Raw genomic sequence first — 23,404 nt, 5'->3', positions numbered from 1 at the left:
GCCTTAGAATGCAACGAGCAAGCCAGACCAAATGAGGTTGCGCCAGTGAAAATGCCAAGACCCACCCTTGCTGATGTTGCAAGAGTAGCAGGTGTCTCCCGGATGACAGCCTCTCGCGCACTCAATGACAAACCGGGCATGTCTGACAAGACAAGAGAAGACATTCAGCGCATTGCCAGCGAAATGGGCTATGTTGCCAATCCGATGGCGCGAAAGCTTTCGAGTGGTCGCACGCATATCATCGGCGTTATCGCCCAGTTGCACACCTCCTTCACCGGAGAGATGGTGATGGGCATCGGCACCACCATCCGGGGTGCTGGCTATGAAATGCTGGTCTACTCCCTGTCGGACAATGACACCCAACCTCCGTCCAGCGTGGTCAATTTGTTGCAGCAAGTGGCGGACGGCATCATTGTGCTGTTGCCCTATGAAGCGGACTATCTTGAAAAATTGCGCGATGCCTCCCTGCCTGTCGTGACGGTAGAGACCGTGTTTGACGAACCGACCTTCCCAGCTGTCATCACCGATGGCTATCAAGGAGGGCGGCAAGCCATGACACATCTGATTGAACTTGGCCACAAGCGCATCGGCTTCATCACCGGCAATCTAAAGCTTCTATCGGCCCGCAGCCGATTGAAGGCTTATCAGGACATGGTCGCGCAATATGACCTTGACGACGACCCGGCCCTGATCTGTGAGGGAGATTACATGCAACTGGGCGGTTATGATGCTGCCAAGCAGTTGCTCGCCCTTGAGAACCGCCCGACCGCGATTTTTGCCTCCAATGACGTCAGTGCACAGGGTGCCATGTCCGCCATCCGTGAAGGGGGACTTTCTGTTCCGGACGACATTTCACTGGTCGGGTTCGACGATATCGGTCTGTGCGAGCAGATGCACCCAACCCTGACCACCGTGCACCAGCCCCTACAACAGATGGGGCGCTCTGCCGTAAACATGTTGATGGCTATGATTTCCGGGCTGGACGTTCCATTCAACCAGATCACATTGCCAACGGAACTGGTGGTGCGACAGTCAACCGCCGCACCGAAAACAAACCGGAATTAGCGGCGGGTCAGCCGTCAGACGACGCCATGTCCATATCCCGTCCGATTTCACAAACGTCGGACGTAACTGGCATGAATAGCGGAACGCTGAAACGCTACTGGAAGCCCGCAAAATGGGATGAACGCGACCCAGAAAACAATGGCAAACAACGCGATGGCGCGGCTGAAATGATAGCGAGCCTCGCTGCCCAGTCAAACAAAAGGCCCCGCAACTCATTGAATTGCGGGGCCTTTTCGTCGAAAGTGGCACGCCCTACGGGACTCGAACCCGTGTTACCGCCGTGAAAGGGCGGCGTCCTAACCGCTAGACGAAGGGCGCTCGCTATCGGTGAGGCGGTTTATATGAGGCTTTGTCGCAAAGCGCAAGCGTCAAAGTGACTTTTTTAAACCGAAGTTGGACTTATCCAAACCCTGTGTGAAACACGAAAGAAAACCCCGATGCTACAAAGCACCAGGGTTCGATTTTTGGAGCCTTAATGGCCGGAGTCTGTCGGTTAACCGACAACCTTCAGATTGTCAGCATTTTCCTTGCCGTTGCGACCTTCGACCATTTCATATTCAACCTTCTGACCTTCGGTTAGGGTTGTCAGGCCGGAACGTTCAACCGCAGAAATATGAACAAAAGCGTCTTTGCCACCTTCGGCCGGCTCGATGAAGCCATAGCCTTTTGTTGGGTTGAACCACTTAACAGTTCCGGTTGCCATCTTCGATTTCCTTTTGACTTGTGGGCCTTCCCCTACGCACCTCATATACGTTGGGATGTCTATTTCACGAGCGCCAGAACAACAAACCCTCTCCGTCGATCCGCATATGTCCGGTGCCTGATGAAAAATCAACACGAAAAGAGTACATCAAGAATTACGTTTTCGGAAGAATAGAATTTCATCTGCAACTAAGTTTCATGAAATTGAAATAATTTATACCATTTGACCCAAGACTAATGGGCGCTATCCCAATGAAATATAGAGGGAAAACGACATCTAACCTTTTTGTATCAATGCAATCAAAACCGAAATGGAGCGCTCAAACTGACAAAATATGGGCCTTCTGCCACAAATTTTGCCACTGCTGAACGATAAATTTAGGCAATTTTCAGGCATATTGCAGACGAATGTCAGCCCTTCAGCCAGTCAAGTATGGTGTCCAAATTGTTGAATATACGACAATCCGGCAGAATTGGACGCTTGATCATGACCACATCCAAACCAAGTGCATGGGCCGCGGCTATCTTGTGATAGGATCGCTTGGCACCGGAATTCTTGGTCACAAGACAAGAAATTTCTTTTTCTTGCAAAAGCTGGATTTCTTCTTCGATAGTCTTGCCCGGCATGGCTTGGCAAAAGGAAAAGTTGCCCCCGAAGTCAACAACGTTGGCTGGCGCAATTGAACGCAGGAGGAAATGACAATCGGTGCGGGCTTGAAAGGGCTTTGCGGATTGTCGACCGACCGCCAACAGAACCCGCGCCCCCTGCGGTATGCATGTCGCCGCATCGTTCAGGTCTTTCGCTTCGATCCAGCTCTTTCCTGCAAGAGGCTCCCATGCGGGGCGCTCAAGACGGACAAACCCTATTTGACACCTGTTGGCGGCCTGATGGGCATTGTGGCTGATTTGCGCTGCATAGGGATGTGTCGCATCAATGAGCAAATCAATGGCTTCAGTCTGCAGATAGGCAGACAGTCCATCAGGGCCGCCAAAACCACCAATTCTGATATACAGTCGGGAAAGATCGGTCTTTTTCAGGCGATCGCGAAAGGATGCCTCTGTCCCATCTCCCAGGGCCCCGGCAAGAGAGAGGGTGACATCGTGCAATCCTTCATCGAGCAAGCCCTTTACCAGTCCGCGTGCTTCACTCGTGCCGCCCAGTATGAGGATTCTTCTGCCCATATGGTTCACGTACCCTATGCCGGATCGCTTGATTGGCGTTGCTCTGGCATCGCGACCGGGGTGCGTGCCAGCAATCGGCCATCACGACTCACCACAACAATGTCGACTCCCACCGGAGCATCGCGAAGTATCCGCAAGGCTTCCTGTTGCGCCCGCAAGGCAACAGCCCCGGCGACATCAACACCGCACCGTTCCGCGTCTTCCAATATGGCCATTGCCGTATTGGCTGTGCGCGATCGCTCGACCAAACCAGCATCCGCCCCCATGTCGGCCAGAAAGTCTGCCATCCAGTCGAAATCCACCTGACTGCGGCCGGAATGCAAATCCATATGACCCTGAGCCAGCTTCGACAATTTGGCAAAGCCGCCGCCGATCGTCAGGCGTGGAATGGGATTTTTGCGCAGATATTTCAACATGCCACCGACAAAATCGCCCATATCCAATTTGGCAAAATCGGGAAAGTCATAGAGGCTGCAAACCACCTTTTCCGAAGTCGATCCCGTGCAGCCGGTCACATGCCCGTGCTTTTCAGCGCGCGCCACGTCAATGCCGCGATGGATGGAATGGATCCAGGCCGAACAGGAGAAGGGCACAACGATTCCCGTCGTGCCGAGGATGGACAAACCACCGACAATACCCAGTCTGGGGTTCCATGTTTTCTTGGCAAGTTTTTCTCCATTCCGCACCGAAATCGTGATTTCGATATCTGGCGAGAAACCATGTTCTTGTGATAAATTCATCACCACTTCGCGCATCAATTGCCGTGGTACCGGATTGATGGCCGGTTCTCCGGCAGGAATCGGTAATCCGGGGCGTGTCACCATGCCTACACCATCACCCGCCTTGAAGGTAACGCCTGAGCCGGGGAGGCCCCAAGTTACTTGAGAAAGCACAAGGGCACCGTGGGTTACATCGGGGTCATCGCCGGCATCTTTGACGATACCGACTTGAGCTAGATCATCCTCAAGACGCTCAAAGCTCAACGTAAAGGCAGGTTGTTGACCCTTGGGCAAAGTGATAGTTACAGGGTCAGGAAAAGCACGAGTGACAAGGGCCGTCAGCGCCGCCTTCGTGGCTGCGGTCGCACATGCGCCAGTCGTCCAACCTCTACGCAGTGCCGTGCCTTCTTCTGGTTTTTCTTCAACTTCTGACATGGCTCAGATATACACCGCATATGAGCGTGGTGACCACGCTTTAGATGAAATTACAGGAAATAAGATGTCGACTGATCCGAAACTCGATACCGACAGTGTGTCCCTTTTTGAAGGTATGCCGGAATTTCTTCCCGGCTGGGTATGGCTCGTGGGCGCGGGGCCCGGTGACCGTGGTTTGTTGACATTGCATGCCATCAATGCGATCCGGCAAGCTGATGTGATCGTGTATGACGCTTTGGTCGATAAGTCCATCCTCTCTTTGGCGCACTCTGGCGTCGTGACCGAATATGCTGGCAAGCGGGGCGGCAAGCCTTCACCAAAGCAAAAGGACATCAACCTACGCCTGATCGCCCTTGCCAAAGAGGGCAAGCGTGTCCTGCGTCTGAAAGGCGGGGACCCCCTGATTTTCGGCCGTGGTGGTGAAGAAGCGTTGCAGTTGGTCGAAGAGAAAGTCCCGTTCCGGATTGTACCGGGCATCACGGCAGGCATTGGCGGGCTGTGCTATGCGGGTATCCCTGCGACTCACCGCGCAGTAAACCAGTCGGTCACCTTCCTGACCGGGCATGATCAGACCGGTGAATTGCCATCCGCGCTCGATTGGGATGCCCTGGCCAAGGGGTCACAGGTCCTGGTCATGTATATGGCCATGAAGCATCTAAGCTCAATCGTCGATAAGTTGATCGCTGGTGGCCGTCGGCCCGAAGAGGGGGCAGCTGTTGTGTGCAATGCCACCACACCGGAGCAGCGCATTCTGGTATCCACGCTTGGTGAAATCGTTGAAGACCTTGAGAAAACCGATCTTGCACCACCAGCCCTGTTTGTCATTGGCGATGTGGTCAAACTGCGTGCAGGGCTCGATTGGCTCGGCCATGTGCAATATGGCAAGGAGCTGATTTCCGATCCACTGGCAGCGCCAGCTCTGCATGAGACCGTAGACGCATGAGGCCAATGACAGGCACACCCGGTCTGATTTTGGCGGCAAGCAGTTCCAATTCAGGCAAAACAACCCTGTCGCTCGGCCTTCAGCGGCTCTTCATCCGCAAGGGTTTGAAGGTGGCGCCGGCGAAAACCGGGCCGGATTATATTGATCCGGCCTTTCATGCGGTTGCGTCTGGCCGTCCCTCCATCAATCTCGATCCTTGGGCGATGGCGCCAGAGGCGTTGCGTACGCGCAGTCACAAGCAGGCCAAGGGCTTTGATATGCTGTTTGTCGAAGGCGTGATGGGCCTGTTTGACGGCGCGGCCAACGGGCAGGGGTCAACGGCGTCGCTCGCCCGGATCCTCAACCTGCCGGTTATTTTGGTACTGGACGTCAAGGGGCAGGCGCAAACCGCAGCCGCCATCGCCAATGGCATCAAGATGCATGACCCAAATGTCACCATTGGCGGCGTTATTCTCAATCGTGTTGGCAGCGAAATCCATGAAGGCATGCTGCGCGATTCCTTTGACAAGATCGGCATCCCGGTGGTCGGCGCAGTGCGCGTGTCGGATGATCTGTCGTTGCCTTCTCGGCATTTGGGGCTGGTGCAGGCCAGCGAGCATCATGAATTGTCCAACAAAATTGATCGCATCGCCGACCATGTAGGTCAATATGTCGACCTTGATCACATGCTGTCGATCGCCGAGACAGGCGCGCTGGCCAATGAACATGCGTCAGCAGGTCCCGACCACATGTTGGCCCCTTTGGGGCGCCATATTGCCATCGCCAAGGATGCTGCCTTTACCTTCATCTATCCTCATCTGATTTCTGAGTGGCGGGAACAAGGTGCTGAAATCTCGTTCTTTTCTCCGCTTGCCGACGAAATTCCAAATCCTGAGGCCGATGCAATTTATCTGCCCGGCGGCTACCCCGAACTTTATCTTGAACAGCTGGATGCTGCCAGCCATTTCAAGGCCAGCATGAAGGCTGCTGCTAAAGCCAATATCCTGATCTTTGGCGAATGCGGGGGCTATATGGTGCTGGGGCGTGAGATCACCTCGAAAGAGGGTGTCGCATTCCCGATGTTGGACCTTCTGCCAATCAGCACAAGTTTTAATAAGCCTAAGTTAAAATTAGGCTATAGAAAACTTAGTCACAAATCAAACTTACCGTGGCCACAGGACCTGAATGCCCACGAGTTCCACTTCTCCCAGATCACCTGGATGGGAGAGGCCGAGCCGCTGTTCGACGCGAAAGCAGCCACGGGTCGCGATGTTGGTGCCATGGGGCAAAAGGTCGGATCGGTGCACGGATCCTTTGCCCATATCATCGCTCCAAGTTACGCAGATTCGTGAGACTTCAAACCTGAAGATGCCCCGCGCCGCAGTCAAAATTACACAAAAAGGGTCAGCTCAGATGAGTTGACCCTTTTTATTGGCCGTTTTCGTTTGATTGCGCGGCACCATTTCAGTTTCACGCACGACCAACGCTGGCATGCGAGTAAAAAAACCCCGGAGAGAAAACTCACCGGGGCCGGGCGTCGAAGTTGGTTCCCATAAAACGTTGCTGGTTTTCGATGGTTTCCGCTTTACGCGTCGTCTTCGACTGCGCCCTTTGTTCCCACCCGCAGGACATGCGAGAAGTCAGCGTCATAGAGTTTGGAATCGGCAAACCCCTTGGCACCCATGGCCGGACCGACAAGGATCAATGCCGTGCGGGTGATTTTGGCCTCGCGCACTTTCTTGCGGATCGTAGACAAGGTGCCGCGAATGAAGGACTGGTCTGGCCAGCCGACGCGATAAGCAACCACAGCCGGGCAATCTTCGCCATAATGCGGGATCAGGTCACGCTCGATCTGCGGGATGTTGCGGACCGAGAGATGAATGGCCAAGGTCGCACCAGATGCGCCCAGTTTATCGAGGCTTTCCCCTTCCGGCATGGAAGAAGACTTCATTGCGGTGCGGGTTAGAATGATGGTCTGGGCAATGCCCGGTACGGTCAACTCGGTCCCCAAAGCAGCCGCCGCAGCAGCAAAGGCTGGCACACCTGGTACCACTTCAAATGGAATGCCAAGGTCATCAAGGCGGCGGATCTGCTCAGCAATCGCGCCATAGATTGATGGGTCGCCAGAATGGACCCGGGCCACATCCTGACCCTTGTCATGGGCTTCCTTGATGTCAGCAATGATCTCGTCGAGATGCATCGGAGCCGTATCCTTGACCAAAGCGCCATCTGGAGCTTCAGCAACGGTGGATTCAGGCACCAGCGAACCGGCATAAAGGCAGACCGGGCAAGACTGGATCAGCTTGAGGCCACGAACGGTGATGAGGTCAGGCGCACCGGGACCGGCGCCAATGAAATAGACTGTCATGTTTCAATTCCTGTCAGGGGATGGGAGAGGGCAATTGCCGCCCGTCTCCTGTCCATGTTTCATTCTTTGTCGGCGTCGATGCGTTTGGCATAGCCGCGCGGTGTATAGGCCATCCAGCCATTGTCACCGACCGACCGGTCGCCGTTCTGCAAAATGCGGGACTGGGACGAGCCAACCAACACAACGGTCATCATGTCGACTTCATCCACTTCCAGCTCGCCAAGCGTACGAATGCGCAGATTTTCCTGCGGACGGCCCAGGCTGGAGGCCAGCAATACAGGGGTTTCCGGCGGACGCTTGGTCAGCAGAATTTCCTTGGCACGGGCCAGCTGGGTCCGACGTTTCATTGAGACCGGGTTATAGAAGGCCACCACAAAGTCACCCAAAGCCACCGCTTCAAGGCGTTGTTCGATGGTTTCCCAAGGGGTCAGCAGATCCGACAGGGACACGGTGCAGAAGTCATGGCCGAGAATGGCACCAAACCGCACAGAAGCGGCCTGAAGCGCCGAAATGCCCGGCACATTGATCAGCTCAACCCGTTTGGCATCGTCCGACACGCCACCATTGTCAGCTTCGCGGTCGAGCAATTCCATCACCAGTGCGCCCATGGCATAGATGCCAGCGTCGCCAGAGCAGATGAGGGCAACATTTTTGCCTTTGCCTGCCTGCTCGAGCGCATAGCGGCACCGATCTTCTTCGCCACCCAGCGGGAAGTCGCTGCGCGATTTGCCTTCACCCAGCGGGCCAAGCAGGTCGATATAAAAACCATAGCCAACCAGCTCTTCAGCTTCGGCAATCCGGTTGGTGGCTTCTGGCGTGCGCCATTCCGACTGGCCCGGCCCAATGCCGACCACAGACAGACGACCGCGCGCTTTGCCCGGCAGATCGCCAACGAACGGAGCGACCGCCATGCCAACAGCACAAGTGGCTTTGTCGGATTTGACTTTCTCGACCAGCAGGGAACCGCAAGCCCCAACTGCTGCCAAGGCAGCGCCTTCGGCCACCCCATGGCAACCAACTTCCGAGAAAACCACATCGGATGGATTGGCCAGACGATCTTTCTGGGCTTCAAGCTCCGCCGCAGGGAAGAAGCGGGCAGGGACGCCAAAATGCTTGGCTGCCGCATGAATGGCTGCTTCATCCATTTTCACGTCGATGGACGCAATCAAACCCAAAGCTTCAACGGCCAGATTGTTGTCGTCCAGCACCTTGGTAATGTGGTCGATCAGATGCTCGGCTGCAACGCCGCGCTCACAGCCAACCCCAAGCACCAGCTTCTGGGCGCTATAGACCAGCGCATCTGCGCCAGAGGCTTTCTTCACACTATTTTCAAGGCGGATGGCAGCGTCGTCGGCAAGGGTCAACTTGTCTTTCTTGACCCAATCAAGGCCTTCGGCAACCGAAACCGCTTCACCATTGACCATGCGGGCCATCAGCGGGCCTGCAGCGCGAGCATTTTGCAGCTTCCAGCCTTTTGGCGGATGATCAATTGCCATGCTGAACTTACAATCGCCAGCGGTGGTGACAGCGGCGTGGGACTTCAATCCTTCCGCAATCAGGCGGGCCAGATCGTTCGAGCCATGATGGCCACCCAGCAACGGCACCACAGAGGCCCCATCACGAGAGACGGACAGAACAGCGGGTTCATCAAACTTGCTGTCGAGCAAAGGCGCAACAGCCCGGATGACAATGCCGCTGGCGCAAATGGCAATGACATTCTTGCCTTCTGCAAACAGGGAGCGAATGTGAAGAATGCTGTCAGAAAAGACCTGATCCACGCCATCGGTGCCTTCCTTGCCGTGGACAAGGGCCACTTCACCCGCCCCTTGCAGGATCTTGCGGATCGATTTGGCGAGGTCCGCCGTGCCCGAAGTGACACAGACGATCACATTGGTGCGATTTACTTTTTCCATGCTTCGCCTCCGTCATAAATGAGGATCATTGAGAAATAAGGCACGCAGCTGTCATCAACATCGGCAAGGCGCATGACCTTTTCCGTTGGCAATGTGGCGCGTTCAACATAACCGGCATTGGCCAACAGACCATGCTTTTCAAGGATGGCGCGGATGCGTGGCATATGGCGACCAACCTTGATGATGACAAAGGACCCACCCATTGCCAGACGGCGTTCCAACTCGTCGCTTTCCATCGGTCCGGGCAGAATGGTCAGCACATCGTTGCGACCAGCCAACGGCTGGGCCAGACGACCAGCGCACGCCACCAGCGAGGAGACGCCAGAGACGATTTCAATTTCGAACTCATCATGCAGGCGATCATGCAAATACATGAAGCTGCCATAGAAGAAGGGGTCGCCCTCACACAGAACCACCACGTCGCGACCGGCGCGCAAATGCTCGGCAATATCCTTGGCGCCTGCGTCATAGACCGTCTGGGCTGGGAAGCGCTCGGTTTTCATGGGCACCGGCATTTCGATTTCGACGCAAGCGGTGGAAATATGGGCCTTCGCGATCGACCGGGCGAAGCTTTCTCCGCCTTCTGGTGCGGGATAGGCCACAATGTCGGCTGCAGAAATCAATCGGGCAGCCTTCAGGCTGATCAGTTCCGGGTCACCGGGGCCAACGCCGACCCCATAAAGTTTGCCATTACCATTCTTGTTCATTGTTTTCTCTTCGATCAACTGGTCTTGGGAGGACACATCTATTGTTTGAGAAAGACCCATTGGGTCACGGGCATTGCAGATTTCCAGCCATGAAGCGGGCCAACCGGCTCCGCTTTGGCGATCGACAGACGGGTCAAATCACCACCATGGCTTTGATAAAGATTGAGCAGGAGTTGTTCGGAGCCCAGCGTGACCGCATGGGCCACCAGACGACCACCGGGCTTCAAGGCCTTGAGACAGAAATTGACGACGTCGGCACTCAGCCCGCCACCAATGAAAATCGCGTCGGGGGCTTCTTCACCGCGCAAACCATCAGGGGCTGTGCCATTTAGCAGCCGCAAATGGGGCACGCCCAGCATTTCGGCATTGTGAAGCGCATAGGCGCGCCGCTTTTCCTGAGGTTCGATGCCAACAGCGCGGCAGGTCGGATGGGCCCGCAGCCACTCAATGGCGATTGAGCCACAGCCCGTGCCCACATCCCACAAAAGCGCATTGGGGCGCGGGGCGAGCTTGGCCATTGCACTGGCGCGAATATCCCGTTTGGTCATTTTGCCGTCATGATCAAAGGCATCGTCGGGCAGGCCCGGTGTAACCGGCAGCCAGAAAGGCATTTCCTGCGGCAGAGACACGGCGATCACATTGAGATCGGCAAAGCGGAACGCGTCGCCTCCCGCAGCAATGGCCGTGGCGTTGCTGGCAATGATCTTTTCCTCATCACCACCCAGATGCTCGAGCACCGAAATGGACGCTTGCTCAAGACCGCGCTCCACCAGTTGCTTGGCAACGGTGGCCGGCGACGTGCCGTCCTTGGACAGGATCAGCAACTTTGCGCCGGGCAGATAATGCGGCAGCAAGGCCGCCGGATTGCGGCCATGGATGGTAAGCAATGTGGTTTTGTTGAGCGGCCATCCCATCCGGCTGGCGGCAAAGCTCAGGGAACTGGGGAAGGGCAGGACCCGCACTTCTTCCCACGGGAAATGCCGTGAGAAGGTGCCGCCAATGCCAAAGAACATCGGATCGCCGCTGGCAAGAACCACCACCTTTTTGCCCCGCAGGCGTTTAAGGCGGGCAAAAACCTCCGACAGAGGGGATGGCCAGACAATGCGTTCGGCCTCAGGGGCGAGGTCATCGGGCACCATCGCCAGATGGCGGGCACCACCGAGGATATACTCAGCTTGTGCCAACAGGCTCCAGCCGAATTTGCTGATATCCTCGACACCGCTTTCGCCAATGCCGATCACACTCAACCAGGGCTCTTTTGCTACATCATTCATTCTATCACTCAATCAACCGAGATTTTCGCGTGGTTGATCCTTTGCTCCAAGGGCAGCGATGGCCAAGGCATTGACCGCAGCACTGGCAAGCGGCGTTCCGCCGCGACGCCCCAGAAGGGCCATGTAATCAAGGCCGAGCCCGGCAGCTTCATCAACTAGGGCCTGTTTGGATTCTGCAGCTCCCACGAAGCCAACTGGAAAGCCGAGGACGAGGGCTGGTTTGCCAGCACCTTCACGAACCATTTCAAGCAATCGGAACAGTGCGGTCGGTGCATTGCCAATCGCCACAACGGCACCTTCCAGATGAGGACGCCACATCTCCATCGCCGCTGCCGAACGGGTCGTGCCCATTTCCTTTGCCAAACCAGGTACCTGAGGGTCGTTCAGCGTCACCATCACTGCATTGTCCGACCCGCCATAGGCTTTGGTCAGGAACCGGCGGGTGATGCCACCAGCCACCATTTGCGTATCCACAAGGATTGGCTTGCCCGCCTTCAGGGCTGTCAGACCCGCTTGGACCGCTCCGTCACTAAAGCGTAAATCTGGCACTAGATCGGTCATCCCTACAGCATGCATCAGCCGCACGGCAATCGGTTCGAAATCTTCCGGCAGGTTGGCGAGCGCTGCGCTTGTTTCATCACGGATGATCTGAAAGGACTGCTCGTAAATTGCAAACGGATCTTTTTCGTAACTATGGGACATTACAAACTCAAAATGCTCGGTCTTGGTTGCCATTGAACGGCATGTTGATAAGGGCGGGATAAAGCGTGGAAGAGAGAGGAGCCAGACGCGCAGATACCCACAAGCCATCAACAAACACCTCACAGCGGGCAACTTGCACGCCGCCAGGTGGGCTTAGTCCGATATCAGCATCATGTAGGTGGCGCATCGCCATAACTTTGGTCTCTATCCCTTGGACCGCACGGATGGAGCGGCCGACATTGGGTTGCACGGAACCAAGGGCACTCGACACAGAGCACCTTGATCAATCATAAAAGCAGGGAGAGAGCATCATATGGGGACTGTGTTTCCCACACGGTAATCATTCCTGCAGGTCAGACTTGGTCTCCGACTTGGATCAACCGCACTGACTTGTTTTTCAGCTTCCGTCACGGGAAGCACTGCGAAAGTTGGACAAAGCATAACGCTGCGGCACTGACAGGCAAAGGGCCTTAGCTGATTTGTCCACCCTCCATCAGAATAGTACGCGTTACTACGTCCTCGCGAAACGCCCTGTCATGAGACACAACAATCATGGCTTGGGGCAGGGACACAAGGATCTCGATCAAACGCAGACGGGTCTTTTCGTCTAGGGCGTTGGTCGGCTCATCGAGCAACAGGATGTCCGGCTTCATTGCCAGCACGGTGGCAAGGGACACGAGCCGCTTCTGTCCACCAGACAATTTATGGGTGACGCGATCGCGAAATTCCGTCAGATTAAGCGCAGCAAGGGTCTCATCGACGATGCTCATTGCATCTTCCTTGCTGTAGCCCAGATTAAGCGGTCCGAAGGCAACATCTTCTGCAACGGTGGGGCAAAAAAGCTGGTCATCGGGATCTTGGAAGACCAGCCCGACCCGGCGGCGCAGCAGGCGAAAATCCTCTTCCGTCTGATAGTCACGACCGAACGCGCCGATCCGTCCGGCGCTGGCCTTGTTCAGCCCCACCAGCACATGCAGCAAAGTGCTTTTGCCCGCGCCGTTGTGACCAACCAGTCCAAGCCGTTCCCCCGCATGCAGAGCAAAGGACACTCCGTTCAGACAGGGCGCAAAGCCGTGATAGCCAAAATGCAGATTGTCGGTTTCAAGCAACGGGGCCATTTAAAACCTCGATCATCAGCATGGAAATCATCACCAAGCAGGCAAAAGAAAAGAAAAGAGCATCGCGCCGGGTGAAGGCCATGGTGTCGAGCAGATGAAACTGCCCCTGAAAGCCCCGGCATTTCATCGCCTTCATGATGCGTTCAGAGCGTTCGAAAGACCGGATGAGCAGCATGCCCACCAGATATCCGACGCTTTGATAGGTGTGCCAGCTGTTGGTTGGCACAAAGCCGCGACATTTCATGGCTGTCCGCAGGCGATGATATTCCGCATGCAGAACTTCAATATAACGCACGGTGAACAATAGAAGATGGACCAGCGCCTCAGGCACTTTCAGACGTGCCAAAGCGTGGCCGAGCGTCACCGCTTCCAGCGTGCCAACCAGCGACATGGTCACCATCACAATCGCATTGGCTTTGAGCAGGATGACAACCGCCTGATTCAGGCCTTCATAACTGGCAGCAAAGCCCCACAGCGTAAACATTGTTTCGCCCGGCGTGGTGAAGGGCAACATCACCAGCAGAAAGGCGATGAAGCCATCCATCATTGCAACCCGCTTGGCGGTTGACCAGAAGGGCAACCGCACCTGAGTCATCAGAATGACGGCAAACAGCAGAGCACATGCCAGAATGGACATACTGGTCAGCTGAACCGCAGTGATCGCAAAAGCGGCGACACTGACAACCCGAACGCGCGGATCCAATTGGCGGATCCATAGTCGGTTGGAGACAAGCTTGATTGCCTCCTGCGACATTCCCTGTTCGGTTTTGATCTGGCCGGCCTGTTCCAGCAAATCACTCATGCACGTGCTCCACGTAATGCCATCAGTTGTTGCTATTGGTTTGCTTGCGGCGGGCAACCAGATAGAAGCCAACCCCGAAGAGACCAAAGATATAACCTACACCGCCAAGAATGGACTGCATGTCATTCTTTTCTTTGTAGGCGGCGACTTCCTTGTAGAGGGGTTTGACTTCCCGGCGGACCGCCGAGGCGATGTCGGACTTGAAGGCCTTCAACTCGCTTTGCACCCCTTGGCTGATCATCGCCTGCAAAAGGGCAGGGTCTACAGCTGTACCAGCAGTTGGGGATGCAGTTGCTTCGGCAGTTGTGCTCGAAGCAACGATCTTGTCGTTTGGCTTGTTCTCTGCCTTTACATCGTCAGAAGAAAAGATGTCCGGCAATTCATCCACTTCCATCTGGTAGGTGGCAATATGACCTTGCCCCAGATTGGCGCGGAATTCCAACGCAATGGCTTGTTTTGGCGTGTACTGGAAGACACCATCTTCATCGGTCTTGGTCTCGCCGAGCTTGTTGCCGTCCATGTCGAAAACTTCGACAACGGTGTCAACCGCCATGTCGCCGCTGGAAAAGCCGATTTCCCCTTCGATATAGGTATCCTCGGCATAGGCGGAAACAACCACCTTGTGGGCCTGTGCAGGCAGTGCCATGACACTGGCCATCAGCAGCGCCCCACCGGCAATCGAGACTATGTGTTTGTTCAGTTTCATGATTTTTGGCTCATAACATGGAAGAGTTCTGGCTTGACGCGATAGATCAGATAAACCGCAGCAGCACTCAACAATCCTTCAACGATCATCACCGGAATATGGGCAATGAAAACCAGTTTGGCGGCGGCGACAAATGTCTCACCCGACAAGCCGAGGCTGATTGCCACAAACAAGGTTGTGAGCGAAACAGCCAACCCACCGGCAATGCCACCAATCACAGCAACAGAGCGGGCAGAGGCCGCACGCAGGATCATTGGGCGGGCCAACAAGCCGACAATCACCGCCGGACCAGCAATATTCAGGGCATTGACGCCAAGTACAGAGATGCCGCCAAAGGCGAAAAACACCGCTTGCAGCAACAGACCGACAAACAGGGCAGGAAAGGCTGCCCAGCCCAGAATGATACCAGCTAGTCCATTCATGATCAGGTGTACACTGGAGAATCCGAGCGGCACGTGAATGAGCGAGGCGACAAAAAAGGTCGCACTCAACACACCGGCTGCCGGAATCAGTTCCATATCCAGTTTGCGAAGGCCCATTACCAGGCCGCCCACAGACAGGGCGGCACCGGCAATGACAACTTCGTTGGTCAGGGCGCCATCAATGATATGCATGACTTGGCTCCTTCACCAATGAGGAGGGACTACTTGACATCATAAGCCCGGATCCAGATGACAGCATCCTGAGACATTTCTTTGCCTTCATGCTCGGTGTCAGGACCGGACCCCAAAGCAGCAAAACCCCAGAAACCGGCTTTTGGAATGCCGAAGGAGAAATAGCCATTGTCGTCGGAGAGTGCGACGATTGCGCCACCAGGCATGCCGCCAGCTTTTGGCTCGGTTGCGGCATTTGTTTCCATGTCGGGTTCAGCAGACAGATATTCGATTTCGATTTCCGCGCCAGCGACCGGCTTGCCATCGGCCAAAACGCGGCCGGTGAAGGTCGATCCGGCCAGAATGTTGGTTGGCTTGTTCAGCGGAACAATTTCGGTCTTCAGGCCAACGGGTTCGTTCCAGTTGGTCGGAATGCCGCCTTTGTTGATGTAGGACTTGGTGATCTGCTGAATGTAGATATCTTCGCTGCCTTCATAATAAGGCGCTGGCTCGACAACGACGATATAGTCGCCATTGCGTTTGGCTTTCAGGGTGCCTTCGAAGGCTGCAGCTTCGTTGCTTGCGCCTTTAAAGGTGATCGGCTTCAGGCTGTCCATCAGATCGATTTTCTTGTCTTTGAAAACCGCAAAGAAGGCATTTGGCTTGCCCATTTCCATGGCATGGCCATTTTCCATCGGGTGCCAAAAAATCAGTTTGAACGGTACATTGCCTGCTTTTTTCAGATTGACTTCCGGCGTGTACGCCAGCTGGAAGTGAGCCTGCGCTGCTGAGGACAGAAGCATGGTCGCTGCTATGAAGGAAGCGGAAAGCGTTTTAAGCACGATAATCTCCTTTGGCAATTTGCCAATTATTGGAGACGCGATGGAGGTATTCAGTTTCTTGGGGAAGGACCCTGACAAGTGTGACGCTGCCAGACCCGCTCTTCACCAAACGCACACCCCGGCGTCTTGTTAAGAGTGCCACATGCGACACGATTGTCTCATGCGACGGCCTGATGGCAGGTCTCCTGGCTCACGGGTCTTGGCTCGAGCATCTCACCTTCCCAATCCCGAAAGGATCAGTGGTATACCGAGATGCCGGCTATCCGTTTACAGTTACGGGGGTAGCCATGGATTCAGCCCCTGTTGGGTACGCCTCACCATGTTCCCTTTTCATCTCATTGCCGCGCCTGGGCAAATAAGAACCATCATGCGATCATTTTTAGAACCGCCCCTTAGTCCCGTCAACGGCACCAAAGGCGATCCCATTTGCATTTATCTTTAGGTATAGTTTTTGAACGTGTAACTACCTAAGACTAAGGCTTAATCCATTGATCAAACCTATGACTTGAGTGAAATCAAATCGCAGAAAATTATACGATATGATCAGAACTCAATGCCCTCCTGAGCCTTCACTCCGTCGCGGAATGGATGCTTGATCAGGGTCATTTCTGTCACCAGATCAGCCACTTCGATCAACTCATCCTTGGCGTTGCGGCCCGTAATGACCACATGCGTGTCCTCAGGCTTGTCATTGACCAGAAAATCAACCACTTCCTCAATGGGCAGGTAATCGTATCGCAGGACGATATTGAGTTCATCAAGCAGCACGAACTGATTCTCAGGATTGAGAATTTCCGCCTTGGCAGCCGCCCAGGCAGCTTGCGCATTCTCGATGTCTTTCTGACGGTCCTGCGTTTCCCAGGTAAAGCCTTCGCCCATCGACTTGATGGTTACCTGATCGGGGAACTTCTCGAGCATGACCTTTTCGCCAGAATTCCAAGCCCCTTTGACAAACTGGATGACCGAAATCTTGTGGCCATGACCCAGCGACCGGAACGCCATGCCGAACGCGGCAGAGGATTTCCCCTTGCCCTTACCGGTATGCACGATGATCAGACCTTTCTCGATGGTCTTGGTTGCCAGAATCTTGTCACGAGCGGCTTTTTTCTTGGCCATTTTTTCTGCGTGACGGGCATTTTGCTCTTCTTCAGTCAGTTGTTTTTTGATCATCCATTCATTTCCTCAAATGCGCCAGCGGATTGTCGAGATTGCTGGCTGTCTTCCAACATGAAGGCGGCACTGTTGGACCGAGGGACCCACAGGCCGCGCTCAATTGCCTCCAGAAAACGGTCCACCATATCATCATAGGCGGGCCGGTTCTTCTCTTTCAAGAAGTCAGCGACTTCTTCGTCTTCGATATAGGACTCGTACAATTGGTCAAAATGGTGGTCACCAACCGCATTGGTGGTTGCGGCAAAGGCAAAGAGATAGTCGAGCGTTGCAGCCATCTCGAATGCGCCCTTATAGCCGTGACGCATGACACCTGCGATCCATTTGGGGTTCGAGGCACGACCACGCACAACGCGGGCAATTTCTTCATCAAGCGTCCGGATGACTGGGCGCTCAGCCCGCGAATGGTCATTGTGATAGACCTTAGGCGCGGATCCCCTGAAGGTCTCTACACTGGCTGCCAGACCACCTTCGAACTGATAATAATCATCAGAATCAAGCAGATCATGCTCGCGGTTGTCTTGGTTTTGAATGACCGCATCCACTTTGGACAAGCGGGTCTTGAGATGGTCGGCTGCTTCACCACCAAAATCGCCAGCGCCATAGGCAAAGCCACCCCAAGCAACAAACGCTTCGGCAAAGTCAGAGCGCTTGTCCCAGATCTTTTCATCAATCAGGGCCTGAAGGCCAGCACCATAGGCCCCCGGCATTGAGCCAAACACCCGGAAAGTCGCTTGCCGTTGGGCCAGATCACCAGACAGGCCCTTGGCTTCAGCCTCGGCGCGTTCACGTTTGACACGGGCAGCCAACGGGTTGGCATCCTCAGGTTCTTCCAACGCCGCAACTTTACGGACCGCACTGTCAAACAAGTCGATCTGATGCGGGAAGGCGTCGCGGAAGAAGCCGGATATTCGCAAGGTCACATCAACGCGCGGCCTTTGCAACTCGGACAGTTTGATCACTTCAACGCCGGTCACGCGGCCCGAAGCGGATTCCCAAACCGGGCGTACCCCAAGTAAGGCAAGCGCTTGGGCAATGTCATCCCCGCCGGTGCGCATATTGGCGGTGCCCCAACAGGTCAGCACGATTGCTTGAAGCCATTCGCCTTCATCCTGAAAATGCCGTTCCAAAAGCCGCTGGGCCGACAATTCACCGATCGTCCATGCGGTTTTTGATGGCACAGAGCGCACATCAACAGCAAAGAAGTTCCGCCCTGTCGGCAAAACGTCGGGACGACCGCGGGTAGGGGCGCCCGACGGACCGGGAGGGACGAAAGCTCCGGACAAGCCAGCCTTCAAATGACGAAACTCATCGACGCCACAGGCAGCAATAGTCGGTGTCAGTTCATGATCGATCCAGTCAAGCACCGCTTTGGCCTTGTGCCAATCAGCGGGACAAGAGATTTCCTTGGCCACCAGCTTTTGGGCCAACAGCTCAATCCGTTCCACCGCATCCCCCGCATGACGCCACAGGGCTTCAGACTGTTGTTGCAGGATCTCTGGCATTGCCCCGTCCCAAGGGGCAGCAAAATCGCAGTCAATCGGATTGAAGCATTCATTGGCAAGGACAAGGCCCAGATCATCACTGATCGCGCGATGCAACGAATGATCCTTATCGTCATTGCCACGCGGCACCCGCGCAATCGCCACCATCAGGTCCGTGCGATAGCTGCCTTCCGGAGATTGCCCCAGAATATGCAGACCATCGCGGATTTGCAGCTCCTTGAGGTCACACAAATGAGCGTCGAGCTGCTGCAACGCGGCTTCATTGTCATCATCCATCGCCACCCCGGCATCCTTGTCAAGGCCGGTGCGGGTGGCCAGAAAGCGGATTTCTTCGAGCAACTTTTCCGAGCGCCGCGGATCCACCCCTTGGGCGGTGTAAAACTCATCGACCAAGGCTTCGAGTTCTTCGCCAGCCCCATGGGATTCGGCGCGCGTCAGCGGTGGCGTCAAATGGTCGATAATCACCGCACTGGTCCGCCGCTTGGCCTGACAGCCTTCGCCGGGATCATTGACAATGAACGGATAAAGATGTGGCACAGGGCCCAAAATTGCTTCGGGATAGCAAGCCTCGCTCAAGGCCAAGGCCTTGCCGGGCAGCCATTCCAAATTGCCATGCTTGCCCGCATGGATCACCGCGTGCATGCCAAATTTCTCGCGCAGCCAGACATAAAAGGCGAGATAATTGTGTGGTGGCACCAGATCCGGATCGTGATAGGTTTCCTTCGGATCGATATTATAGCCACGCGCAGGCTGAACGCCAACGACCAGATTGCCAAAGCGATGGATCGCCAATTGAAAAGCCCCATCGCGCACCATCGGATCCTGATCGGCTGGCCCCCAGCGACCGGTAATTTCGGAGCGCACCTTTTCCGGCAATTGATCAAACACCGCCTGATAGTCAGAAACGGACAACTGCACGTCGCTGACCCGTTCCGCTTCGCCCAAGGCGTTGGTGGGACCAGCCAAAATCTGCTGCATCAAAGCGTCGGAATCCGCAGGAAGCCCGTCAATCTGATAGCCATCCGCCAGCAAAGATTGCATCAAGCCAACCGCAGAAGCCGGGCTATCCAGACCAACACCATTGGCAATGCGGCCATCCTTGTTGGGATAGTTGGCCATGATAATCGCCAGTTTGCGATCCGCTTCTTTGCTTTGACGCAACCGTGCCCAGCCAGCCGCCATCTTGGCCACAAAAGCCACCCGGTTGTCGTGTGGCACCAATCGGACGGGTTTGAATTCGGTTGCTTCATCCAGCGCGCCTTCTTCTTTGAAGGCGATGGCACGCGAAAGAATGCGTCCATCAAGCTCTGGCAACACCACATGCATCGCCAAATCGCGGGCCGACAGACCACGCGGGCTCTCCGCCCACGCTTCCTCGCTGGAACCTGACAGGATCACCTGTAGGATCGGGCATTCATAGACATCAAGGAAAGTCGGCTCATAACGCTGCCCGGCCTTGGACAAGGCGAAGGCCGATGTATTGAGGAACACCGCAGGGCGAAACGTTTCAAACGTCTTGTTGAGAAATTCCTGTGCCTCAGCGTCCTTGAGGCTCGGCACGAAGAAGGCAATGGCATGGTGTCCATTGGCTTCCAACGCCTTGCACAAGGCATCAATCGGCGCGGTGAGGGCACTTTGAATATAGGACCGGTAAACGAAGATCGGCACCACTGGCCGCGCCTCTTTGCCTTCAAACAAACTGATATAAGCCTCAAGCCCATCATCGCCGCTAAAGCTACGACCTTCATGCAAAATGCCGACACGGGGCAGGGCGAGAGGCTGAGGGGCATCCGCGCGGTTCGAGTCGATCAAATGGCTCGCATAATCGAGCGCATGGATCATGTTGTCCTGTCCGCCCTCAACACAATAGCGCCAGAACCGACGGACAACCGCAGGGTCAACACTTGACCAGGACGCAAGATCTTCATCCCATTTATTGTCCCCCGGCATGACAAGCAAATGCATGCCAGTGCCGCGAGACAGTTTTTGCAATTGTTCCAGGCCATAGCGCCAATATTCCGCCCCGCCCAACAGCCTTAATACGATCAGCTTTGCATGTTGCGCCGTCTGTTCCACATACATGTCGACCGAGTAGGGATGCCCCAGCGCCATCAGACTGGCAAGGCGCACCCGATGGTCTTGCGACCGCCGATAACGGGAGGATTCAACAAAGGCGGAAAGCTCACTGTCGGCCGCTGACAGAATGAGAATATCGCCGGGGCTTTGCCCCAGATCGATTGCTTCATCCTGATCATCAATGCGGCCGGCTTGTGGTGCGAGAATATGCATGGGACTTGCTATGACCTTTCAAAATCAGGAGAGCGTGGCTTCCGCCGCTGCCTGATCAAAATCTTTAAGGCCGATCACCACCAGACCGGTCTTGGCTTCGCCTGATGTATCGAACCAGCTGTCAACCCGACGACCAACTGCCTGAACGACAACGCGGGCTTTCTTGCCCTCAAGCGCCGCATAACCCTTGACCCGCAAAATACCCGGCTGCGCCAACGCCTTCTCAACACTCACCTTCACATCTTCCATCGAGGCAAAGACGCGCGGCGGCACGACAATGGAGTGGAACTCGTCATGATGATGATAATGATGGTGGTCGTGGTCATGATCGTCATGGTCATCATGGTCGTCATGGTCATGATCATGATGGTGATCGTGGGCGGCCTTGCGGCTATCCAGATCATCCTCAGCCACGGAATCAAGCCCCAGCAAAATGGCGGCTGAGACATCGCCATTGCGCGAGTGAATATTCTTCACGCCTTCGCGGGCATGTTCGCCGATGATCGCTTCAACCCGCGCCATACCTTCCTCGTCCACCAGATCGGCTTTGGAAATGACAATCATGTCAGCGCATTTCAGCTGATCGGCAAACAATTCCTCAATCGGGCTTTCATGATCAAGGCTGTCATCCTGCGCGCGCTGCTTGGCAATGGCGTCTTCATTCTGGCTATAATGCCCATCGCTGAGCGCAGATGCATCGGCAATGGTCACAACTCCGTCCACCGTGACAGAGGCCCGCACGCTCGGCCACTGGAAGGCCTTAACCAACGGCTGAGGCAGGGCAAGGCCAGAGGTTTCAATGACGATATGATCCGGCTTCGGATCGCGCTTCAGAAGCATTTCGATGGTTGGCAGGAAATCATCAGCCACCGTGCAACAGATGCAGCCATTTTTCAGTTCGACCACATCGTCGGCAGTGCAGTTCGGGTTACCGCAGTCGCTGAGCAATTCGCCGTCAAAGCCCATGTCCCCGAATTCATTGACGATCAGCGCGATTTTCTTGTCGCCTGCCTGTTCGATCAGTTTGCGGATCAGGGTTGTCTTGCCAGCACCAAGAAAGCCGGTCACGACAGTTGCAGGAATCTTTTTGTTGGAGGAGGCAAAGGACATGATGGACCTCTAATCTTTCATATCGGGAAATTCGGGAGACGGGTGCAGGCGGACGAGGGTGTTCTTGCGAACATGCTCTGGGCGCTCTCGCCAAACTGGTGCGCCGGTATCAGACGCAACATAAAGCCGGGAGAAGGAAAGCAGATCGTCGACGCGTTCATCAGACTTATCCAGCTCAGCAATCACATAGCCATATTTGCCAGCGCTGCGCAGGCTGACCGTGCAGGCTTGCTGGCAACTATTCATGCATTGCACAGGTTCAACGGCTAGCGTATCGCGCAACACATCGTCCTTGCTAACCGCTTCGACCAACCGGTCGTGTAGCAACTGGCCTTCGATGGGCCGGGCATCCGCTGCGGTGTCCGTAGGATCAATGCGCCGACAGGTCACACAGACCTGCATAAGCCCAGACTTCTTCGCCATTTCGCCTCCTGATAGGCCTGTTGGACAAGGCCGACTTGAATCGAGATAGACCGGGTAAAGTGGAGCATGCGGAAAAGGTTCCACGGCTCCGATCCTCCCCGACCGGTCGTGAATTGCTGCGGCAGGCAGGTCTCCTGGCTCGCGGTTTTACGCCATTTCGCCTTCCCGGATTAAAAATCCAGTGGTCCTTTGAAATGGCAATCCGCTTACAGTTGCGGGGGCAGCCACGGTTTAGGCCCCGAGTTGGGTCATCCGCACCGTGTTCCCTTTTCATCCGCCTTGCCTTCTTGCAAAGCAGAACCTTCCGTAACTCCCCTTGTGCGGGATAACCCTAGGATTGTCAATCACAACGGACAGATCGAAAGGAGAAGTCTGTCAAAGGTCGAGCATTCGACAGGAAAAATGCGAGGGATGACATCGAACCAACATGCCAGCAAAAAAGAAACCCCGCCAATCCGTCAGGACAGGCGGGGTATAATAGAAGCGCAGAGCCGTGCAATTATTCTGTGTAGAATTTGCGCCGCGCATCCTGTTCTACGCCGAGCACCATCTGCAACTCGGCAAGTTTGCGAAACTCTGCTTCGCGCTCTTCCTGACTGGTTGCTGCATTGAGGCGTTCATATTGATCGGCGATTGCCTTCTTTAGTTCGATTTCTTTGGGTAACGCGCCGGTTTCCTCCAGAATGCGATAACCCGCCTTCAAAAAGGTGTCGTCGCTTTGCTTGGGAGGTTTGGGCTTGCGTGCCCGCTTGTATTCATCAAGCAGACCATCCGCCTTGATCTTGGCGATGAGATATTCTGCGACGTCCTTGTTCGGCATGGTTCACTCCCTCAGAACGCTGGATCTTACTCTTATA

Annotated in this window: 21 protein-coding genes, 1 tRNA gene and 2 riboswitches; of the genes, 3 read left to right on the top strand and 19 right to left on the bottom strand. The window is 55.2% G+C overall.

Translation table 11 applies throughout. The annotated features are described in order from the left end of the window. Positions 1-51 precede the first annotated feature (51 nt). A complete protein-coding gene (locus tag DSD30_RS18620) occupies positions 52-1,065 on the top strand; it encodes a LacI family DNA-binding transcriptional regulator (RefSeq protein WP_114011247.1) in 1,014 nt (337 codons plus the stop codon). Positions 1,066-1,308: 243 nt separating this feature from the next. Here DSD30_RS18620 and DSD30_RS18615 read toward each other — a convergent pair. From DSD30_RS18615 to DSD30_RS18600, 4 genes are all read right to left on the bottom strand, one after another. After that, positions 1,309-1,383: transfer RNA gene (locus DSD30_RS18615), tRNA-Glu, on the bottom strand. 175 nt (positions 1,384-1,558) lie between these two features. After that, the gene (locus tag DSD30_RS18610; protein WP_114011246.1) at positions 1,559-1,768 is read right to left on the bottom strand and encodes a cold-shock protein; all 210 of its coding nucleotides are present in this window, start codon (positions 1,766-1,768) and stop codon (positions 1,559-1,561) included. Between the two features lie 410 nt (positions 1,769-2,178). Next, positions 2,179-2,949 carry a precorrin-6A reductase gene (cobK, locus tag DSD30_RS18605; protein ID WP_114011245.1) on the bottom strand — a complete coding sequence of 257 codons (771 nt, stop codon included), beginning with the start codon at positions 2,947-2,949 and terminating at the stop codon, positions 2,179-2,181. A 14-nt stretch (positions 2,950-2,963) separates the two neighbouring features. Further along, positions 2,964-4,103 (bottom strand): cobalt-precorrin-5B (C(1))-methyltransferase, encoded by a 1,140-nt coding sequence (locus DSD30_RS18600; RefSeq protein ID WP_114011244.1) that lies wholly within the window; start codon positions 4,101-4,103, stop codon positions 2,964-2,966. Between the two features lie 64 nt (positions 4,104-4,167). Here DSD30_RS18600 and cobA point away from each other — a divergent pair, with 64 nt between their 5' ends. Both cobA and DSD30_RS18590 read left to right on the top strand, forming a co-directional pair. Beyond that, positions 4,168-5,046: a uroporphyrinogen-III C-methyltransferase gene (gene cobA, locus DSD30_RS18595; protein ID WP_114011243.1), complete on the top strand. Its 879-nt coding sequence runs from the start codon at positions 4,168-4,170 to the stop codon at positions 5,044-5,046. After that, on the top strand, positions 5,043-6,377 hold the full coding sequence (locus DSD30_RS18590; protein ID WP_342635058.1) for a cobyrinic acid a,c-diamide synthase CobB: 1,335 nt from the start codon (positions 5,043-5,045) through the stop codon (positions 6,375-6,377). Before cobA ends, DSD30_RS18590 begins: the two co-directional genes overlap by 4 nt. A 233-nt stretch (positions 6,378-6,610) precedes the next feature. Here the strand turns inward: DSD30_RS18590 and cobM are convergent, their stop codons facing one another. From cobM to DSD30_RS18515, 15 genes are all read right to left on the bottom strand, one after another. Next, on the bottom strand, positions 6,611-7,393 hold the full coding sequence (gene cobM, locus DSD30_RS18585; protein WP_114011242.1) for a precorrin-4 C(11)-methyltransferase: 783 nt from the start codon (positions 7,391-7,393) through the stop codon (positions 6,611-6,613). 59 nt (positions 7,394-7,452) lie between these two features. Beyond that, the gene (gene cobJ / locus DSD30_RS18580) at positions 7,453-9,306 is read right to left on the bottom strand and encodes a precorrin-3B C(17)-methyltransferase (protein WP_114011241.1); all 1,854 of its coding nucleotides are present in this window, start codon (positions 9,304-9,306) and stop codon (positions 7,453-7,455) included. Continuing rightward, entirely contained in the window at positions 9,294-10,013 is a 720-nt protein-coding gene (cobI, locus tag DSD30_RS18575) for a precorrin-2 C(20)-methyltransferase (RefSeq protein ID WP_114011315.1), read from the bottom strand. Before cobI ends, cobJ begins: the two co-directional genes overlap by 13 nt. A 38-nt stretch (positions 10,014-10,051) precedes the next feature. Continuing rightward, a complete protein-coding gene (gene cbiE / locus DSD30_RS18570; RefSeq protein ID WP_114011240.1) occupies positions 10,052-11,287 on the bottom strand; it encodes a precorrin-6y C5,15-methyltransferase (decarboxylating) subunit CbiE in 1,236 nt (411 codons plus the stop codon). Positions 11,288-11,299: 12 nt separating this feature from the next. Beyond that, entirely contained in the window at positions 11,300-11,989 is a 690-nt protein-coding gene (locus tag DSD30_RS18565) for a precorrin-8X methylmutase (RefSeq protein ID WP_114011314.1), read from the bottom strand. Between the two features lie 470 nt (positions 11,990-12,459). Continuing rightward, the gene (locus tag DSD30_RS18560; protein ID WP_114011239.1) at positions 12,460-13,107 is read right to left on the bottom strand and encodes an energy-coupling factor ABC transporter ATP-binding protein; all 648 of its coding nucleotides are present in this window, start codon (positions 13,105-13,107) and stop codon (positions 12,460-12,462) included. Then, positions 13,091-13,909: a cobalt ECF transporter T component CbiQ gene (gene cbiQ, locus DSD30_RS18555; protein ID WP_198663045.1), complete on the bottom strand. Its 819-nt coding sequence runs from the start codon at positions 13,907-13,909 to the stop codon at positions 13,091-13,093. Before cbiQ ends, DSD30_RS18560 begins: the two co-directional genes overlap by 17 nt. 22 nt (positions 13,910-13,931) lie before the next feature. Continuing rightward, complete coding sequence (locus tag DSD30_RS18550) at positions 13,932-14,615, bottom strand: cobalt ABC transporter permease (protein ID WP_198663044.1); 684 nt, start codon at positions 14,613-14,615, stop codon at positions 13,932-13,934. After that, positions 14,612-15,229, bottom strand: a complete 618-nt coding sequence (gene cbiM, locus DSD30_RS18545) for a cobalt transporter CbiM (protein WP_114011238.1) — start codon at positions 15,227-15,229, stop codon at positions 14,612-14,614. The genes DSD30_RS18550 and cbiM overlap by 4 nt, the downstream gene beginning before the upstream one ends. Before the next feature lie 29 nt (positions 15,230-15,258). Further along, positions 15,259-16,050, bottom strand: a complete 792-nt coding sequence (locus DSD30_RS18540; protein WP_245418537.1) for a DUF4198 domain-containing protein — start codon at positions 16,048-16,050, stop codon at positions 15,259-15,261. Between the two features lie 158 nt (positions 16,051-16,208). Beyond that, positions 16,209-16,432: riboswitch (cobalamin riboswitch) on the bottom strand. Positions 16,433-16,593: 161 nt separating this feature from the next. Further along, positions 16,594-17,220 carry a cob(I)yrinic acid a,c-diamide adenosyltransferase gene (cobO, locus tag DSD30_RS18535; protein ID WP_114011236.1) on the bottom strand — a complete coding sequence of 209 codons (627 nt, stop codon included), beginning with the start codon at positions 17,218-17,220 and terminating at the stop codon, positions 16,594-16,596. Further along, positions 17,217-21,014, bottom strand: coding sequence for a cobaltochelatase subunit CobN (cobN, locus tag DSD30_RS18530; protein WP_114011235.1), 3,798 nt, complete (start codon positions 21,012-21,014; stop codon positions 17,217-17,219). Before cobN ends, cobO begins: the two co-directional genes overlap by 4 nt. 24 nt (positions 21,015-21,038) lie before the next feature. After that, entirely contained in the window at positions 21,039-22,124 is a 1,086-nt protein-coding gene (cobW, locus tag DSD30_RS18525; RefSeq protein ID WP_114011234.1) for a cobalamin biosynthesis protein CobW, read from the bottom strand. A 9-nt stretch (positions 22,125-22,133) separates the two neighbouring features. Beyond that, positions 22,134-22,547, bottom strand: a complete 414-nt coding sequence (locus DSD30_RS18520; RefSeq protein WP_114011233.1) for a DUF1636 family protein — start codon at positions 22,545-22,547, stop codon at positions 22,134-22,136. A gap of 107 nt (positions 22,548-22,654) precedes the next feature. After that, a riboswitch (cobalamin riboswitch) is annotated at positions 22,655-22,867 on the bottom strand. 179 nt (positions 22,868-23,046) lie between these two features. Then, positions 23,047-23,367, bottom strand: a complete 321-nt coding sequence (locus DSD30_RS18515; protein ID WP_114011232.1) for a DnaJ family domain-containing protein — start codon at positions 23,365-23,367, stop codon at positions 23,047-23,049. Positions 23,368-23,404 lie beyond the last annotated feature (37 nt).

It is taken from the genome of Cohaesibacter intestini (assembly GCF_003324485.1).
GTDB lineage: Bacteria > Pseudomonadota > Alphaproteobacteria > Rhizobiales > Cohaesibacteraceae > Cohaesibacter > Cohaesibacter intestini.
Note: the sequence above shows the minus strand (reverse complement) of the source record. Positions and strands in the feature narration are given on the sequence as shown.

Bases quoted from the DNA above. Each gene is read 5' to 3' on its own strand.
- DSD30_RS18620 (WP_114011247.1), top strand. From the start codon at position 52: ATGCCAAGACCCACCCTTGCTGATGTTGCAAGAGTAGCAGGTGTCTCC.
- DSD30_RS18610 (WP_114011246.1), bottom strand. From the start codon at position 1,768: ATGGCAACCGGAACTGTTAAGTGGTTCAACCCAACAAAAGGCTATGGC.
- cobK (WP_114011245.1), bottom strand. From the start codon at position 2,949: ATGGGCAGAAGAATCCTCATACTGGGCGGCACGAGTGAAGCACGCGGA.
- DSD30_RS18600 (WP_114011244.1), bottom strand. From the start codon at position 4,103: ATGTCAGAAGTTGAAGAAAAACCAGAAGAAGGCACGGCACTGCGTAGA.
- cobA (WP_114011243.1), top strand. From the start codon at position 4,168: ATGTCGACTGATCCGAAACTCGATACCGACAGTGTGTCCCTTTTTGAA.
- DSD30_RS18590 (WP_342635058.1), top strand. From the start codon at position 5,043: ATGAGGCCAATGACAGGCACACCCGGTCTGATTTTGGCGGCAAGCAGT.
- cobM (WP_114011242.1), bottom strand. From the start codon at position 7,393: ATGACAGTCTATTTCATTGGCGCCGGTCCCGGTGCGCCTGACCTCATC.
- cobJ (WP_114011241.1), bottom strand. From the start codon at position 9,306: ATGGAAAAAGTAAATCGCACCAATGTGATCGTCTGTGTCACTTCGGGC.
- cobI (WP_114011315.1), bottom strand. From the start codon at position 10,013: ATGAACAAGAATGGTAATGGCAAACTTTATGGGGTCGGCGTTGGCCCC.
- cbiE (WP_114011240.1), bottom strand. From the start codon at position 11,287: ATGAATGATGTAGCAAAAGAGCCCTGGTTGAGTGTGATCGGCATTGGC.
- DSD30_RS18565 (WP_114011314.1), bottom strand. From the start codon at position 11,989: ATGTCCCATAGTTACGAAAAAGATCCGTTTGCAATTTACGAGCAGTCC.
- DSD30_RS18560 (WP_114011239.1), bottom strand. From the start codon at position 13,107: ATGGCCCCGTTGCTTGAAACCGACAATCTGCATTTTGGCTATCACGGC.
- cbiQ (WP_198663045.1), bottom strand. From the start codon at position 13,909: ATGAGTGATTTGCTGGAACAGGCCGGCCAGATCAAAACCGAACAGGGA.
- DSD30_RS18550 (WP_198663044.1), bottom strand. From the start codon at position 14,615: ATGAAACTGAACAAACACATAGTCTCGATTGCCGGTGGGGCGCTGCTG.
- cbiM (WP_114011238.1), bottom strand. From the start codon at position 15,229: ATGCATATCATTGATGGCGCCCTGACCAACGAAGTTGTCATTGCCGGT.
- cobO (WP_114011236.1), bottom strand. From the start codon at position 17,220: ATGATCAAAAAACAACTGACTGAAGAAGAGCAAAATGCCCGTCACGCA.
- cobN (WP_114011235.1), bottom strand. From the start codon at position 21,014: ATGCATATTCTCGCACCACAAGCCGGCCGCATTGATGATCAGGATGAA.
- cobW (WP_114011234.1), bottom strand. From the start codon at position 22,124: ATGTCCTTTGCCTCCTCCAACAAAAAGATTCCTGCAACTGTCGTGACC.
- DSD30_RS18520 (WP_114011233.1), bottom strand. From the start codon at position 22,547: ATGGCGAAGAAGTCTGGGCTTATGCAGGTCTGTGTGACCTGTCGGCGC.
- DSD30_RS18515 (WP_114011232.1), bottom strand. From the start codon at position 23,367: ATGCCGAACAAGGACGTCGCAGAATATCTCATCGCCAAGATCAAGGCG.